Genomic DNA, 16,395 nt, shown 5'->3' with positions numbered 1-16,395 from the left:
AATGTTTTTGGTAAAAATAAGCATTAAATTGAAATGTAGGAATTGAAAAATGTATTTTTGTTTTAATTAAAAATCAATGCACCGACACTTCCTTATCCATAAACCTCACGGCTTTTTAAGTCAATTTATTTATGCCAAAAAACGAAATAAAAAGTTGCTGGGCGAATTGCATAATTTTCCCGAAGGTACTATGGCAATCGGTCGTTTGGATGAAGATTCTGAAGGGTTATTGTTGCTAACAACTGATGGAATGATGAGTGAATTGGTGAGAAGCAAAACCGTGGAAAAAGAGTATTATGCCCAAGTGGATGGAATGATTAATCAAGAAGCAATTGACAAATTAAAAAATGGTGTAGAAATAGGATTTAAAGGCATACGATATTCAACCAAAAAATGTGACGCTAAAATTATTTCGGAACTTCCAAGTTGCATTGGCGAAGGACGAAAAATTAGAGATGAACGTCACGGACCAACAAGCTGGATTTCCATCACGTTAACCGAAGGGAAATTTCGTCAAGTGCGAAAAATGACTGCTGCCGTTGGATTTCCCACACTCAGATTAGTGAGAATTAGAGTAGGAAACATACATTTGCAACTCAAAGCTGGCGAAGTACTTGAAGTAGAAACTTTTTTTTAATCCTAAATCATTATGCTTAACATCGTTTTAGTAGAACCCGAAATCCCAAATAATACTGGCAATATTGGTCGTCTTTGTGTCGGTACTGAAAGTCGTTTGCATTTGATAAAACCCTATGGTTTCGAGATTACCGATAAGAATTTGAAACGTTCGGGTTTAGATTATTGGGTGCATTTGGACTGGAAAGAATATGAAACAGTTGGTGAATGGTTGACACAAATTCCAGATAAATCGAGAGTTTTTTTAACTAGTTCTCGTGCTATTAAATCCATCTATGAAGTGGAATACCAAGATGGCGATTGGTTGGTTTTTGGTAAAGAAAGTGTGGGTTTGAGCGAAGAAGTTTTAAATCAATTTGAAAACCATTTGAAAATTCCAATGTCCAACTTAATTCGTAGTTTTAATATTGCCAATTCGGTGGCATTTGTGGTTGGCGAAGCGAGAAGGCAGATTAATTTGAGATAAGTTATGAAAAGCAAGTTAACCAAATATCATTTATATTTGTTGTCTTTTTTGATAATCCATTTTATGATTTATAAATTAACTGGTTATGGTCTCAATCAGACTATTATTTTTTCACTGAAAATTGTTTTATCTTTTACTGGTTTTGTTCTTTTTATTTTTCATTTAAAGCCTTATAAAAAATTATCTTTTTATTTTTCCTATTATATTATTTCACCGATTGTAATGCTTTTAGGTTATCTGTTTGGAGGTGTTTTTTTGGTTGGAATTTTATTATCAACTTTGTTATATCCTATTATACCAAGAACGATTGTTTTTGAAAAAGATGATATTGTAATCTATAATAAATATCAAGATTTTTTAGGTACTTGTTGTAACTACGAAGTTTATCAAAGAAAATATTTTTTGTTTGAACAATATAAAAGCGAAATAAACTCTGAAGGTTTTGATAACGATAGTTTTCAGGTTTTGGTCGAAAAAGAAATTAATAGATTAAAGCAGAAAGGAGTGAAAAATTAATTAATCACAAACTTCCCTTTTTCGCCATCAAAACTGATTGCATTGTCTTTAAAAAGCGAATTGAAAACACCTTTCGTAATCAAATTACAAGGTTGGTCTTGCACCACATTTTCTTCTGACATCACAATCATTTCATCACTCAATTGAATGGCTAAATCCACATCGTGAGTTGAAAATAAAATACATTTATCGGTTTCTTGTGATAGTTTTTTGAGCAATTTAAAAACTGAAACCTTGTGTGGTAAATCCAAATGTGTAGTCGGTTCATCCAGAATAATCAATGGTGTGTCTTGTGCCAAAGCTCTCGCAATTAAAACAATCTGCAACTGTCCATCACTGATTTCATAACATTTTTTATCAAGTAAATGTTCAATATGTGTGAGTACAACCGCTTGATTTATTTTTTGATAATCTTCAGGTGAAAGTTTGCCAAGCCAATTCGTGTAAGGTTGTCTTCCAAGAGCAATCAACTCAAAAACAGTTAAATTGCTAGGGGGTAATTTTTCGGTGAGTACTACACTTAGATTTTGTGCTAAATCTTTCGCATCAAAGTCATGAATGCTTTTCGAATTCAAATATACTTTTCCATCCAATGGTTTTTGAATTCCCGTCAAGGTGCGCAATAAAGTTGATTTTCCGATGCCGTTTGCACCAACTATAGCAATGAGTTTCCCTGCTTCCAAACTTAGGTTTAAATTAAAGGCAATAGTATTTTTCCCCTTCTTGGTGGCGTAACCAATGGAGAGATTTGATGTAGATAATATGTTTTTATTTATAACCACAAATTCGCGAATTATTATTTTGCTGTTTACCGAACACTAAATACTGATTACTGAATACTAATTACTGAATACTAATTACTGAATACTTTTCTTCCTAACAATTAACCAAATAACTACTGGTGCCCCAATAATAGAGGTTATCGCATTGATAGGTAACGTAAAATCAAATCCAGGCATTTGGGAAACCATATCACAAAATAACATTATTATAGAACCAATAAGCACCGTGGCAAAAAATAAAACTTTATGGTTACTCGTCTGAAATAAAAGTTTTCCCAAATGCGGAACCGCTAAACCAATAAAAGCAATTGGGCCAGCAAAAGCGGTAATGCTTCCGGCAAAAACACTCGTTGCTAGTATTATAATATAGCGTGCTTTTTTGATATTTAAGCCCATACTTTTGGCATAGTTTTCTCCCAATAACAAAGCATCTAAAGGTTTTAAAGAAAGCAAACTCAGCAACAATCCAATGAAAACTGCAATGCTTAATAGAACAATATTTTTCCAAGACAGATTTCCAATGCTTCCCATAGACCAAAAGGTATATTTCTGTAATTGTTCGGCCGAACTAAAATACGTAAAAACGCTTACAATAGCACTAGTAAAACTACTGAACATCAATCCCACAATCAGGATAGACATGGTGTCTTTCAATTGCTGGGAAACAATTAAAATTAATAACAACACCAGCAAACTACCGATGCAAGACGCCAATATAATTCCATATTGCGATAACAAAATTTGAGATAAAAAAGTTGGTAAAAAAGTAGCACCCAGAATTACAAAAGCCACTCCCAAACTGGAACCCGAACTCAATCCGAGAACATAAGGTCCGGCCAATGGATTTCGAAATAAGGTTTGCATCAATAAACCAGAAATGGAAAGCCCAATACCAACAAGAATAGCCGTAATGGCTTTCGGTAATCGAAAATTCACAATAATATATTCCCAAGTATCTTTTGAAGCATGACCACCAAATAAGCTATTAAAAACTTCTTTCATTGGAATGTCCACTTGACCAAACGAGATATTCAATAGCAATGTCAATAGCAATAGCAGTGTTAAAATGGTAAAAATTACTGTTTTTCGACTTTTAAACATTTTTATTTCTTTTTTTGTCATTCCGACGAAGGAGGAATCACATTACGTATGATTCAAATTATGAGTTTCCTCGTGCCTCGGAATGACAATATTGTGGTGAAAACTATTTTAATTTCTCAAAAAAGACAGGTTTATAACTCGACAACAATTCAGGATGCAAAATCTTTACCAAATCTTTCAGGACTAAATCCGGTCGGTTTGGAGCCAATTCATAATACAAAACACCACCCGTTTTTCCTTTCTTGCCACTGAACGAATATACATTTTTATTTTTGAAAGCTTTGAATTTAGCATAATGTGGATTAGAATTGGTCATTTCGGATAAAGACGAAAATTGTCCTGAAGTAATCCAAACGTCTGCCATGGCTGCTTTTTCAAAAACGGTTTCAAAAGAAAAGGACAAACTTCCGGTGCCGCTGGTTTCTTGCCAAAGATAATTGCCATTGGCTTGTTTTAAAAGTAAACTTCCCCAGCTGCTGCCTTTGGGCAAATACCAGCGGTCTTCAAACATATCGCCAGCTAAAATTGTTGGTTGTGTTTTTGCTTTTTTGGCAAGCTTAATAGTATTTAAATAATCCTTTTCAATTTTAGAAAAGATTTCTTTCGCCTCTTTTTCTTTGCCGTATAAAGCACCAAAGAATTTAATCCATTCGGCTTTTCCAAGAGGCGTTTCTTCGTTCCAATCGCCATTGAACATTACTTTTAATCCATTTTTTTGCAGATTGTCCAAAGTAGGATTACTATTGTCAATGCCATATCCAATAATCACATCGGGTTGCATGTCGAGTAAGACTTCGGTATTTAAAGTCTTATTGTTGCCTAGTTCTGTTATTTTTTTTGCTTCAATTCTAGCTCTTACTTTTTCCGAAGAAATATAATTCAGATTGGGGAAACCTATTAAAGTATTTTCTACACTAAGCATTTCCAACGAAGGAATATGGGTTGTAGAAGTAACTACAATATTTTTTATAGGAATTGAAATGAGGGTATTTTTTTTTAAACTATCAGGAATAATTCCATTTTTTTCTTTTAGAATATACCTGTAGTTTTTGTTGGCATTCGGCCAAGGATTTTTAACGGTTACAACCGAATATCCCTTGTAATTTTCAATAGAAAAACCTTTGGCATACTGGACTGTATTTTTTTGCGATTTTAATTTTGCTGATTTTGGTTCATTTTTGCATCGAACTAATGATAAAGAAATAATTACAATCGACAAAATAGTAGCAATATTTTTCATTATAACGTTTTCACAAAAGTAACATTTTGTGTTAAATAAATTAAACTTACATTTGTACCCGAATTAAGGTTGTGATTTTACTTTTTAAAATTACATTAAAAGGGAATCGGGTGATTGAAGATTGATGAGTAACGATTGAAGATTGCAGAACTAAAAATCTGAAATCAATAATAAACATTCAAAAATCAAAAATCCCGAGCTGTTCCCGCAACTGTAAGCTATCAAGCTTGTTGTTATCTACAAAACCACTGTTTGTAGATTTAGGAATTAGGAATTAGGAATAGGAATTTTTTTAAATCCCAAATCTAAAATCCCAAATCCCAAATCCGAATGGGAAGGTAAACAACAAGACGCAAGCCAGGAGACCTGCCTTTTTTCATTGAGTAACAAACTTTCGGGAAAAAAGGTTTGGGTATGGGTAAATTCTATACTTTTCTCCCTGTATTATTAAAATTATTGTTGAACTAAAAATGAAGAAAACAGTAAGAGCAATGGCTATTGTAGCCTTGTTAAACACTTGTGCCTATGCGCAAGTAAAGGATTCTACCAAAGTGAATTCCTTAGAAGAAGTGGTAATTTCTGATACCAAATTTGCGCAACGCAAAGAAAAATCAGGAAAGGTAATCGAAGTCATAACGGCGAGCGATTTAGAAAAAAAGTCAGGACAAAATTTAGCTACTGTTTTGTCTCAAGTTGTAGGAGTAGATATCAACGGAAATCAATCGGCAAACGGAAAAAATTTAGGCTACTACATTCGTGGTGGAAAAAACCGTCAGGTCTTAATTTTGATTGATGGTATTCCGGTCACTGATGCATCGGGTATTAGTTTGGAATATGATTTACGATTATTGCCTGTAGAACAAGTAGAGCGCATTGAGGTAATGAAAGGCGCAGCAGGAACGCTTTATGGAACTGGCGCAGCAACGGGTGTTATAAACATCTCTTTGAAAAAAGGAACTAAAAAAGGAATGACTGGAAATGCCTATGTCAACATTGGTTCAAACAATACGTTTGATGATAAAAAATACAATGGACAAGATTTCAATCAAGGAATTTCCATCAACGGTGCTAATGAAAAGTTCAGCTATTTTGCCAGCTTTAATAGTACAGAAACGGGCAATATGTCACAAATAGCGGCACCAAGTTCGGGTTTGAAGTATGAAGAAGATATTTTTTCTAGACAAAATGTTTTAACAAAATTTGGAGTAAAAGCTACAGATAAGATAACCCTTGATTTTTTTGCTAATTATGATAAAATCAGTAATAATTATGACGCCGCTTTTGACAATACTGGGTTGAACGATAATGCGGTAAATACCACAACTTCGGAGCAATTCAGAGTTGGTTTTGCACCAAAATATAAATACACTAAAGGAGAATTCAATATTAATGCAGCGGCAAATAGAATTTCGCGCGATTATTTTGAGCTGAATAGTTTTTCAAATACGGTTGACTACTCGTTGTATGAATCGCGTAGTGCTATTGTAGATGCTTTTAATAAATACCAATTCAATGACTCCTTTTTTATGGTAACGGGTTTTAACTACCAGTTTCACGATATGCTGAGCCAAACACCCTTTGGCAATCTTACCAGAGAAAGTACCAAATTTACCATGCTCGATCCCTACGTTACTTTGGTGTACACTTCCAAATTTGGTTTGAATATTAACGCGGGTTCACGTTTAAACCATCATAGCGAATATGGTAATTTTGTAGTATATAACGTCAATCCATCCTATAGTTTTAAAACTTCGTTTCCGTTGAAAGTGTTGGCTTCCTACAGCACCGCTTACATCACGCCTAGTTTATATCAACTGTATTCCGAATTTGGAAACACTAGTTTAACACCCGAAGAAAATGCAACTATCGAAGCAGGATTTGAAACGGAGTTATTTAATAAAAGACTACGATTGAATGTGGTAGGGTTTTACCGAGATGAAAAGAATTCCTTTGGTTTTTATTTTGACCCAACCACATTTGATGCTTTTTATATTAATATCAATGGAAAAAATAAAGCTAAAGGAATCGAAACCGGCCTGAGCGTTGCTGTTTCGGACCAAATAAAATTCAACGGAAACTATACTTTTACTCAAGTAGACGAAGCGTTGAATAGATTAATCCCTCGACATAAAGCCAATGTCAGTTTGGATTTTCAACCGTCAAGTCGAACGCTGTTCAATGTGAGTTATCAGTATTTTGATGCCAGAAATGATGCTTTTTTTGATGGAACTACTTTTCAAACCACTACAGTAGAATTGGGTTCTTACCAACTGTTTAATTTTCTTTTTAAACAAGAGTTGATAAAAAATAGATTGACCTTTTTTGGCACAGTAACCAATATTTTGAACGAGGAATTTACAGAAAATGTGGGTTATGCTACACGAGGTCGAAACTTTCAAGTGGGTTTGAATATTACACTTTAAAACAATAACTGACGGCAAATAAAAAAAGGATAACTAAGATTATCCTTTTTTTGTTTACAAACGTTTCTGATAAAATTAATCAGTTTCGATCGATATACATTTCTGTACGCAACGGATTGATCGCTTTAGAGTCAGTAAAGTCTCGTGCCATAGTACTTAATAGTTGCGGATACATTCTACCACTAGCTATGATTTGATTGATGGCAGCATTTAGTAGCGGTTCGTCCACATCACCTAAAACGCCTAAATTGGAAAGATTTTCTTGCAAAGGTACTGTTGGAGAAATTCCTGCCACATAATCGCCAAAGCCATCTTTATTTACAATTTTTAATACCACAGGTTGCATCGCATATTTATGATTGGGATTTACATTGGACTTAGCAAAAGTAGGCGAGTCATATAACGTAATCGATCCTACATTTTTACCAGTCGTAACATCACCAATTTGAACTACATTGATATACGGTTTTAGGCAATTAATTACCAATTCACTGGCCGAAGCAGTGCTTTTACTGGTAAGAACATACACTTTGTTGAGGTTTAAACTATTCAATCCACCAACAAACTTATTTTGAAGTGCGCCCGGATTATTTTGTTGAAAAAAACTTTGTGCTTTTGAATTCCATTGTTGACTAGCAAATACTTGTCCCGTAAATTGACCTGTAATCATGCTGGCTAATTTTGTAGCGGTACCAATCGATCCACCCGAATTGTAGCGCAAATCCAATACTAGATGCGTAACACCTTGCGATAAAAAATTACCAAAAACGGTATTCAACTGATTGTCAAAGGAAGCGAAAAACCCATTGTACATCAAATACCCAATTTTCTTTTCATTTTGAGTAATCACAGTATTTACTAAAATAGGATTTTCTGCCAATTCCGTTTTCGTTAATGTAACCGATTGTCCGTTGGGTGTAATAGTAACAAAACCATTGCTATCACTACTGTAACTAGCCAAGTTGACCGTATATGTTGTGTTATTACCAAATAAAAGCGTTCTAAAATTATCCTCATTTAAGGGAATGCCATTGACGGCATAAAAAATGTCGCCGCGCTGTATGTCTTTTGTAGCTGCATCAGAGTTTGGAATAATATAGCGTACCCAGCCATAAACACTGTTTGTTCCGTTTATTGATCGCACGCCAAAATCCATACCATTATTTAGCGTGTTTCCCGAAATTATACCTTCCAGCACATCATAATCGCTATAAATAGCACTATATCGGTCTATGGAATTATTAATGCGTAAAGCATTGAAAAGCGTAGTAGGATTTTCAAACGGTTCAAGAAAATTGTTGAGTTCTTGTTGATTGGCAAATCGTTCGTCGTCTAAATCGGGAACATCAGCTTGCCATAAATAATATAAATTCATACCTTTCCATACAAAGTCTTTAATCTCGAGACTACTAGGAACTGCATTGTCATCCATATCTTCGCAGCTAGTCAGGGAAAATAAGAATAAGAGTAAAAAAGATTTCACAAAAGTTTTCATAACTGCTTTTTTGTTTTTAATAAATGTAAATTTACTAAGTTTTGATTAATAATTACATTTTGTTTGTAACAAATAAAATGATGTGTCGTCTTGATTTTATAACCAGTAACCAAAATAGCTTTAATGAACCAAAATGAGTTTATGCAAATGGTTAATCCATTTAAGGACAAACTCTTCCGAGTAGCGAAACGATTACTCGTAAGCAGGGAAGAAGCCGAAGATGCTACTCAAGAGGTATTAGTAAAACTGTGGAATAAAAATGACAATTTAGAAATTTATACTAGCGTGGAAGCATTAGCCCTAACAATGACAAAAAATTATTGTTTGGACCAATTAAAATCAAAAAGAGCCAACAATTTAAAAATTGTACATACTAACTACACCGATAGGGAAGCTAGTTTACAACAAAAAGTAGAAGACAAAGACACGTGGCATTGGGTAGAGAAAATGATAAATGAATTACCCGAAACACAAAAATTGATTGTTCAGATGCGCGATATTGAGGAAATGGAGTTTTCAGAAATTGGTGCGATTTTAGACATGAACGAACAAGCCGTCAGAACAGCATTATCAAGAGCAAGAAAAACGATAAGAGAACAAATGATAAAAACACATCATTATGGCATGGGATAGAATAGAAAATTTACTAGAAAAATACTTTGAAGCAGCAACCAGTATTACCGAAGAAAAGGAGTTGAAAGACTATTTTGCTTCCTCAGATGTGGCGCCACATTTGGAACAATACAAACCAGTATTTGGTTATGCAACGCAAGCAAAGCAAGAACAATGTAGTGCTACGTTACCATTAACCGCAGGTCGTCAAGATAAGAAGCGTAATATAGCAGTTTGGTTATCAGTTGCCGCTTCTGTGGCCGTTTTATTGAGCGTGGGTTTGTTTACATTTAATCATTATAACCAACCAAAATCGAATGATTTAGGTACTTATGATGATCCTGAAGTGGCGTTTAGAGAAACGCAAAAAGCATTGGCTTTAATTTCAGAAAGTGTGAATAAAGGCATTGGAAGTATGAATTATTTAAATGAATATGAACAAACAAAAAACAAAATTTTTAAAAAATAAACAATCAGAAATTATGAGAAAGTTACTTTTAAGTATTGTATTAGTGTTAAGTGCAAATACTTTTTTTGCACAAAGTGTCTTCGATAAATTTGAAGACCAAGAAAAGATAAAAGCAGTAATTGTCAATAAAAAAATGTTCTCCTTATTGAGTAAAATGGATGTCAAAGACAAAGAAACCCAGCAGTATGTCAATCTGATAAAAAAATTAGACAACCTTAAAGTATTTGTCACAAATAGCGATTTAAAAGCAGCTGAAATGAAAACAACTGCTGACAAATACCTTAAGACCGCTGGTTTAGAAGAGTTGATGCGTGTAAACGAAGGTGGAAAGAGTGTGAAAATTTATGTTAGATCGGGTGCATCAGAATCTCAAATCAAAGAACTAATGATGTTTGTTGAAGGTTCGGGCACAGAAGAAACTGTTTTAATGTCATTAACAGGCGATTTTGATTTGAATGAACTTTCGGTATTGACAGATAAAATGAATTTACCCGGTGGCGATGATTTGAAAAAAGCTTCAAAAGGTAAAAAGTAAAAAAGCATGAGAGCCATTGTTATTTTAACCGTTTTTTTGACTTCATTATTATTGCTTAGTTGCGACAGTAAACCTACACTTCAAAAATATTTTGTAGAAAATTCAGAGAAAAATAATTTCGTGGTGTTGGATATTTCGCCCTCTATTTTGAATGTAGATAAAGCAAAACTATCTGCCGAACAAAAAGCAGCATTGGCTTCTTTTGATAAAATGAATATTCTAGCTTTCAAATTAGACGAAAAGAATAAGGAAACTTATGAAGCAGAAAGCCAAAAAGTAGCGCAAATTATGAAAGGCAAAGACTATCAGCAATTGATGAAAGTAGGGTCAGGAAAAGATGCAGCTTCAATCAGTTTTGTAGGCGATGAAGATAATATCAACGAGTTTGTAGTATTTGCTAAGAGAAAAGAAAACGGATTTGCTGTAGTGAGAATTTTGGGTGATGATATGAACCCAAACAATATTATGACGATGCTTTCGGTTTTGAGAGAAGCAAACATTGATACGGCACAGTTAGCGCCACTAAAAGATTTGATAAAATAATTGGGTTAGTTGTTTAATGCAAAAGTTCCAAACAGTACTGTTTGGAACTTTTATCGTTTTTTGAAGTAGGTACGCGCTATAAATAGTATATGAAAATAATCTAGTAAGCTGGAGCAATCAAAATCGCAAACCTATCAAAAGGTACAATTAAAGTAGCTTTTTAAAAGCGTAATTATAATAAATTCAGTCTATAGTTAACGTAACATCTGGCCATCAAACCAAATTTTTGATAATCGGGAACGCGTATTCTTGTATTTTTAATTTCAGTAGAAGGCGTTTTTTTCAGTTTAGACAACAATTTTTTATAATAAACAAAGGCTGTATAAACACCAAATTTCGCTTCCATAGGCAGTTTTAAAATCCCTTCAAAACCCGCTTGAAAATCGGCTTCAATTTCCCTGATAATATCGTTTTTAGACTGCTCATCTAACTTTGATAAGTCTGTATTAGGAAAATAAGTTCTATTTAAATCTTCATAATCCGCTTTTAAATCGCGCAGGAAATTCACTTTTTGAAAAGCCGAACCCAGTCGCATAGCAGCATGTTCTAATTCTTGAAATTTAGCTTCGTCACCATTAACAAACACCTTCAAACACATCAGTCCTACAACATCTGCTGATCCATAAATGTATTCATTGTATTCGTCGACGGTCTTGTACTCGCTTTTATGTAAATCTAATTTCATACTTTTCATAAAAGCAGTAATCATACTCATCGGAATAGAATACTGATGAACTGTATGCTGAAATGAATTCAAAATAGGGTTTAAACTAATTTTGTTTGTCAAAGCGCTATCCAAGTCTTTTTCAAACATTTCAAAGAGTACTTCTTTGTTATAATCATGAAACGTATCAACAATTTCATCAGCAAAACGAACAAATCCGTAGATGTTGTAAATATCTTGGCGAATGCTTGGCGCTAACATTTTAACGGCAGCAGAAAACGACGTACTGTATGATTTTGTTACGTTTCGGCTGCAATCAAATGAAATAGTATCAAAAATGGACTTCATATATTATAAATTTTTCTTAATCAATTCGGCAACTAGCTTTCCTGAAATCAAAGCGGGTGGCACGCCCGGACCGGGAACGGTCAATTGTCCAGTGAAATATAAATTTTTAACCTTTTTACTTTTTAATTTTGGTCTGAGAAAAGCGGTTTGCAATAGCGTGTTAGCCATCCCATAAGCATTTCCTTTGTAGGAGTTGTACTCTTTAATAAAGTCCTTAACACAAAATGATTCTCTAAAAATAATATTATTTTTGACATCTTGTTGCGTAACGGTCTCAAATCTTGAAATAATTTTTTCAAAATAGGCATTTCTTAGCTCGTCAGTATCTTCGATTCCGGGTGCAATAGGTATCAAAAAGAAACCGTTCTCACAATCTTTTGGTGCTAGACTTTCATTGGTGATGGAAGTGAAATTGGCATAAAACAAAGGCTCATTAGGCCATTTAGGATGGTCATAAATGTCGGAAGCATGGGTGTCAAAATCCACATCAAAAAACAAATTGTGATGTACCACATTTTTCAGTTTTTTATTGAAACCTACGTAAAACAGTAGGGAAGAAGGTGCAAACGTTTTTTGTTCCCAATATTTTTCAGAATATTGTCGGTATTCTTGATCTAGTAAAGTTTCTGAATGATGATAATCAGCACCCGACAACACAATATCAGCTTCGATAGAAGTACCGTTGACCACAATACCAGTGGCTTTCTTATCTGTTACTATAATTTTATCAACAGGTGTATTAGTTTGTATGGTCACACCCAATTCCTTGGCTAATTTTTCTATACCCAAAATCACACTGTACATACCGTCTTTGGGTTGCCATGTGCCTAGCCCAAAATCAGCATAATTCATAAAACTGTAAAAGGAAGGCGTGTCCGATGGTTTAGCACCCAAAAACAAAACCGGAAATTCCAATATTTGAACCAGCTTTTTGTTTTTAAATTTCTTTTTAACGTCTTTACTAATGTTGGAAAGAAATTGATTGACTCTTGCTGCGGTCTCTAATGTTATCAATTCGAGAGGCGACTCGCCAGGTCTGTAAACCAATTCTTTAATAGCAATATCATAGTTGCTTTTGGCTTCTTTCATGAACGCTTCGAGTTTAGCGCCACTTCCTTTTTCGATAGTTTCGAAGGTTTTGACAATATCGGGTAAATTATCGGCAATAGACACAAAATCATTAATGCCAAAATAAACGTTATAAGCTGGAGACAGTTTGCTCAATGGGTAATAGTCGGAGGGTTTTTTATTAAAATCACTAAAAAATCTCTCGAAAACATCGGGCATCCAATACCAAGATGGACCTATGTCAAATGTAAAACCTTCTTTAATAAGCTGTCTCGCTCTGCCGCCGATAGTGGGATTTTTTTCATAAACCGTAACGTCGTGGCCTTGTTGAGCAAGGTAACAGGCACCAGCCAACGAAGAGAAGCCAGACCCAATAATTTTTATCTTTTTTTTCATATAGTATAAATACAATTTTCGATAGTCAAACAATAATCTCGTTAATCGATGTATTCAACTAGTTCTTTAATTGAGGTAAAGGTAGTGTTTTTATGGCTCAATCTCTTAGGGTCAATATTTTCAATCATCCTTCCAATGAACCACAAGTTCGAACTCTCTTCGAGTATCTCTTCATTCAATTTTTGAATATAATCGTTAATCTCCTCTTTATCGGGCTCAACAGTAGTGTAGCAGATGTAGGTAATATTATCAAAGTATTTTTTTAAATCTTTCAAACTATCAATAGGCACACTCTCTCCCAAGTAAATGGTTTTGTAGCCAAGCGATAATATTTCGTAATTTAAATACATCAACCCTAACTCATGGATTTCGTTCATAGGTAAGTACAAAACAAAAACCCGATCATTTTTTACAGGAGGTTTCGTTTGAATCTTTTCAGTATTGGTTAACAGTTTTTGCTTTATGAGATAAGTAATAAAGTGCTCGTGAGCAGGAGAAATAGTGTCTGTTTGCCACAAAAAACCCAATTCTTGTATCAGTGGAATAAAAACATCATAAAAAACTTCTCTAAATGACTTTTCAGACAACAAATTATTATAAGTAGTAAAAAAAGCAGAATGATCAAAATTCATCATTGCCATTTTAAAGGCACTAATAGCATGGTGTTTTACACTCTTTTCAGAGATGATTTCGTTGGCTAGTTGCGGAATACGTTCTGGAGGCAGTTGAGATATCTTCGATATTTTATAGCCATGATTGTGCAATAACGTGATGTTTAAAAGCTTTTGTAGGTTAGACAAATCATAGGTTCTGATGTTGGTTTCCGTACGCATCGGCTCCAATACATTATATCTTTTCTCCCAAATCCGAATGGTATGTGCTTTAATACCAGATAGATTTTCTAAGTCCTTAATGCTAAAGATATTTTTAATATTGTTCATCTTTTAGAAAAATTTGTTGAACAAAAGTAAATAAAATAACTTTACGATAAGCTAATAAAGTAAAAAATAAAGCAGAAATTAAGCTAAAGGATAATAAAGGGAGAAAAAGGCCTACAATATAAAGTATCATTGATGAAAAAAGACTCTAAATCTTCCTTCCGTCAACGTTTTTAGATTTTATTTAATTTGATTTGGAATGGAGTACGTTTTTTTGTAGTACACTGGCTATCAGTACATAATAGTCGGTACTGAATTGGTGTGTTGCATAAAGCAGTATATGACGCAAAACACAATCTTCAGCATACTGCAGATTACACCCGATAGCAATCGATTTCATTAGTAGTAGCAAGCACAATTTGCTAAAAACAAATTTACAAGTGACCACGATGGGATTCGAACCCACACGTCCTTTCGAACACCACCCCCTCAAGATGGCAAGTCTACCAATTTCTCCACGTGGCCTTAAATAAAAAAAGTTATCCCTGTAGATGGACAACTTTTTGGTGACCCGACTGGGGCTCGAACCCAGGACCCCATCATTAAAAGTGATGTGCTCTACCAACTGAGCTATCGAGTCAGATACTCATACAAAAGAAATAAAAAGTGACCCGACTGGGGCTCGAACCCAGGACCCCATCATTAAAAGTGATGTGCTCTACCAACTGAGCTATCGAGTCTTAATTATTTCTTAAATACTTCACATCATTCTTATTTTCATAGGAGTTCAGTGAAAAGCCTTACGGCTATTTTGAGCGTGCAAATATATGATGTTATTATTTATAATTCAAAGCAATTTTAGTATAAATTTACCTTTTTTTGACACCAAGTGTTAATGACTTAATTTATAAGCTTTTATTATAATGCATAAACTAATTTTGATAGGGTATATGGGTGTAGGTAAAACAACTACAGCACAATTATTAGCTTTAAAATTGAATAAAAAGTGGGTTGATTTGGACGAATTGATTGAAAAACAAACGAATTTATCTATTTCAGCTATTTTTGAACAAAAGGGTGAAGTCTACTTTAGAAAACTAGAACACGAGACTTTTTTACAAATCATCGAAAGTGATGAACAACTTATCATTAGCACTGGTGGTGGAACTCCGTGTTATGCCAACAATCACCTCCTATTAAACGGAGTAAATACCAAGTCAATATACTTAAAAGCTTCCATAGAACTCATTTTTGAACGCTTAAATGCTGGCAAAACTAATAGGCCTTTGGTTGCGCGTTATAGCGAGGAGGAACTAAAAGAGTTTATAGCCAAAAATCTTTTTGAACGCAGTTATTTCTATAACCAAGCTACTTACACTGTCAACATTGAGTCAAAATCTCCCGAACAATTAGCCGACGAAATTATCGCATTATTACACTAAATAAGCATGGTTATTGTTTTTTTCGAAAACTACCTGTACGTGTTCCTTGTGGGAAGTAGAGAGTGATATACCCTTGAAATCGGCTTTTACAGGGAATTTTTTATGATTTCTGTCTACTAATACCACTGTTTTAAACTTTTTAGTAGGTACTTCTAAAAAATGTTTTACTCCATAAATTAAGGTAGAACCTGAGTTTAACACATCGTCAACAAGTACAATGCTTTTGTCTCGATACTGTTCACTAGGTATTGAGGTTGCAATAGGGTTGAAGGGATGTTGCTTATCCATTTTCACTTCACACAAAACCACTTTTATCGGCGCTATTTTATGAAGTGCCTCTGCTATTTTTTGTGCTAAAATAAATCCATTATCAGCTATTCCGGCTACAATAATTTCACCATCGTCCACAAAAGTTTCCAAGATTTGGTATGCAATTCTTCTGACTTTGTGTTCAATTTCTTGATGGTTAAGGATAATTTTATGGTCCATTTCTTTTTTTTTCAAAGATAGTGAATTGTTGAAATGATTTTAGGTTGACGCCATGTTTTTAGCTACCAGCTACTTAATATAAATAAGAATTGTAATATAAATATAATTTTTAATCATTGTAAATTAACAAATTTTAACCAAAATTAACAAAAAATAGGCTAAAAATGATTTCATATTTTGTAAAAAATGTACTTTTACGGGTTGTAATAATACTATTTTTAAGCAATTACAGTATAGTAGTTAGAATGATTTAAAGTGCAACGCACGATAGCCTATTTCTAGTAGTGTTTAT

General features: G+C 34.0%; 17 protein-coding genes, 3 tRNA genes and 1 riboswitch. Of the genes, 9 read left to right on the top strand and 11 right to left on the bottom strand.

What is annotated here, in order from left to right:
• The first annotated feature begins 76 nt into the window (after positions 1 to 76).
• The 3 genes from WFZ85_RS12825 to WFZ85_RS12815 are packed head-to-tail and all read left to right on the top strand — an operon-like array spanning position 77 to position 1,618.
• Positions 77 to 637: a pseudouridine synthase gene (locus tag WFZ85_RS12825; protein ID WP_342696698.1), complete on the top strand. Its 561-nt coding sequence runs from the start codon at positions 77 to 79 to the stop codon at positions 635 to 637.
• A gap of 12 nt (positions 638 to 649) precedes the next feature.
• On the top strand, positions 650 to 1,102 hold the full coding sequence (locus WFZ85_RS12820) for a tRNA (cytidine(34)-2'-O)-methyltransferase (RefSeq protein WP_342696697.1): 453 nt from the start codon (positions 650 to 652) through the stop codon (positions 1,100 to 1,102).
• Between the two features lie 3 nt (positions 1,103 to 1,105).
• Positions 1,106 to 1,618 carry a hypothetical protein gene (locus tag WFZ85_RS12815; protein ID WP_342696696.1) on the top strand — a complete coding sequence of 171 codons (513 nt, stop codon included), beginning with the start codon at positions 1,106 to 1,108 and terminating at the stop codon, positions 1,616 to 1,618.
• Here WFZ85_RS12815 and WFZ85_RS12810 read toward each other — a convergent pair.
• From WFZ85_RS12810 to WFZ85_RS12800, 3 genes are all read right to left on the bottom strand, one after another.
• On the bottom strand, positions 1,615 to 2,394 hold the full coding sequence (locus tag WFZ85_RS12810; protein ID WP_413789739.1) for an ABC transporter ATP-binding protein: 780 nt from the start codon (positions 2,392 to 2,394) through the stop codon (positions 1,615 to 1,617). The two genes, WFZ85_RS12815 and WFZ85_RS12810, sit on opposite strands and share 4 nt — an antisense overlap.
• An 81-nt stretch (positions 2,395 to 2,475) precedes the next feature.
• Positions 2,476 to 3,501, bottom strand: coding sequence for an iron ABC transporter permease (locus tag WFZ85_RS12805; RefSeq protein ID WP_342696694.1), 1,026 nt, complete (start codon positions 3,499 to 3,501; stop codon positions 2,476 to 2,478).
• Positions 3,502 to 3,604: 103 nt separating this feature from the next.
• Positions 3,605 to 4,741 carry an ABC transporter substrate-binding protein gene (locus tag WFZ85_RS12800; protein ID WP_342696693.1) on the bottom strand — a complete coding sequence of 379 codons (1,137 nt, stop codon included), beginning with the start codon at positions 4,739 to 4,741 and terminating at the stop codon, positions 3,605 to 3,607.
• A 49-nt stretch (positions 4,742 to 4,790) separates the two neighbouring features.
• Positions 4,791 to 5,129: riboswitch (cobalamin riboswitch) on the top strand.
• An 82-nt stretch (positions 5,130 to 5,211) separates the two neighbouring features.
• Between WFZ85_RS12800 and WFZ85_RS12795 the strand changes: the two genes are divergently transcribed.
• Positions 5,212 to 7,164 carry a TonB-dependent receptor plug domain-containing protein gene (locus WFZ85_RS12795; protein WP_342696692.1) on the top strand — a complete coding sequence of 651 codons (1,953 nt, stop codon included), beginning with the start codon at positions 5,212 to 5,214 and terminating at the stop codon, positions 7,162 to 7,164.
• A 79-nt stretch (positions 7,165 to 7,243) separates the two neighbouring features.
• On the opposite strand, the gene WFZ85_RS12790 is transcribed toward WFZ85_RS12795, so the two are convergent.
• On the bottom strand, positions 7,244 to 8,659 hold the full coding sequence (locus WFZ85_RS12790) for a S41 family peptidase (RefSeq protein ID WP_342696691.1): 1,416 nt from the start codon (positions 8,657 to 8,659) through the stop codon (positions 7,244 to 7,246).
• Positions 8,660 to 8,782: 123 nt separating this feature from the next.
• On the opposite strand from WFZ85_RS12790, the gene WFZ85_RS12785 reads away from it, so the two are divergent.
• The 4 genes from WFZ85_RS12785 to WFZ85_RS12770 are packed head-to-tail and all read left to right on the top strand — an operon-like array spanning position 8,783 to position 10,818.
• The gene (locus WFZ85_RS12785) at positions 8,783 to 9,292 is read left to right on the top strand and encodes an RNA polymerase sigma factor (protein WP_342696690.1); all 510 of its coding nucleotides are present in this window, start codon (positions 8,783 to 8,785) and stop codon (positions 9,290 to 9,292) included.
• Positions 9,279 to 9,740, top strand: coding sequence for a hypothetical protein (locus tag WFZ85_RS12780; protein WP_342696689.1), 462 nt, complete (start codon positions 9,279 to 9,281; stop codon positions 9,738 to 9,740). Before WFZ85_RS12785 ends, WFZ85_RS12780 begins: the two co-directional genes overlap by 14 nt.
• Positions 9,741 to 9,753: 13 nt before the next feature.
• Positions 9,754 to 10,275, top strand: a complete 522-nt coding sequence (locus WFZ85_RS12775; RefSeq protein ID WP_342696688.1) for a DUF4252 domain-containing protein — start codon at positions 9,754 to 9,756, stop codon at positions 10,273 to 10,275.
• Positions 10,276 to 10,281: 6 nt separating this feature from the next.
• Complete coding sequence (locus WFZ85_RS12770) at positions 10,282 to 10,818, top strand: DUF4252 domain-containing protein (protein ID WP_342696687.1); 537 nt, start codon at positions 10,282 to 10,284, stop codon at positions 10,816 to 10,818.
• 172 nt (positions 10,819 to 10,990) lie between these two features.
• Here the strand turns inward: WFZ85_RS12770 and WFZ85_RS12765 are convergent, their stop codons facing one another.
• From WFZ85_RS12765 to WFZ85_RS12740, 6 genes are all read right to left on the bottom strand, one after another.
• Positions 10,991 to 11,830: a phytoene/squalene synthase family protein gene (locus WFZ85_RS12765; protein WP_342696686.1), complete on the bottom strand. Its 840-nt coding sequence runs from the start codon at positions 11,828 to 11,830 to the stop codon at positions 10,991 to 10,993.
• 3 nt (positions 11,831 to 11,833) lie between these two features.
• Complete coding sequence (locus WFZ85_RS12760) at positions 11,834 to 13,294, bottom strand: phytoene desaturase family protein (RefSeq protein ID WP_342696685.1); 1,461 nt, start codon at positions 13,292 to 13,294, stop codon at positions 11,834 to 11,836.
• 41 nt (positions 13,295 to 13,335) lie between these two features.
• Positions 13,336 to 14,235: a MerR family transcriptional regulator gene (locus tag WFZ85_RS12755; protein ID WP_342696684.1), complete on the bottom strand. Its 900-nt coding sequence runs from the start codon at positions 14,233 to 14,235 to the stop codon at positions 13,336 to 13,338.
• 378 nt (positions 14,236 to 14,613) lie between these two features.
• Positions 14,614 to 14,697, bottom strand: a tRNA-Leu gene (locus WFZ85_RS12750).
• Positions 14,698 to 14,736: 39 nt separating this feature from the next.
• Positions 14,737 to 14,812 (bottom strand) — tRNA-Lys (locus WFZ85_RS12745).
• A gap of 27 nt (positions 14,813 to 14,839) precedes the next feature.
• Positions 14,840 to 14,912 (bottom strand) — tRNA-Lys (locus WFZ85_RS12740).
• 183 nt (positions 14,913 to 15,095) lie between these two features.
• On the opposite strand from WFZ85_RS12740, the gene WFZ85_RS12735 reads away from it, so the two are divergent.
• Positions 15,096 to 15,614 (top strand): shikimate kinase, encoded by a 519-nt coding sequence (locus WFZ85_RS12735; protein WP_342696683.1) that lies wholly within the window; start codon positions 15,096 to 15,098, stop codon positions 15,612 to 15,614.
• Here WFZ85_RS12735 and WFZ85_RS12730 read toward each other — a convergent pair.
• Positions 15,606 to 16,103 (bottom strand): phosphoribosyltransferase family protein, encoded by a 498-nt coding sequence (locus WFZ85_RS12730; protein ID WP_342696682.1) that lies wholly within the window; start codon positions 16,101 to 16,103, stop codon positions 15,606 to 15,608. The genes WFZ85_RS12735 and WFZ85_RS12730 overlap by 9 nt on opposite strands.
• Positions 16,104 to 16,395: the final 292 nt, after the last annotated feature.

The organism is Flavobacterium aureirubrum (genome assembly GCF_038739835.1).
Classification (GTDB): domain Bacteria; phylum Bacteroidota; class Bacteroidia; order Flavobacteriales; family Flavobacteriaceae; genus Flavobacterium; species Flavobacterium aureirubrum.
Note: the sequence above shows the minus strand (reverse complement) of the source record. Positions and strands in the feature narration are given on the sequence as shown.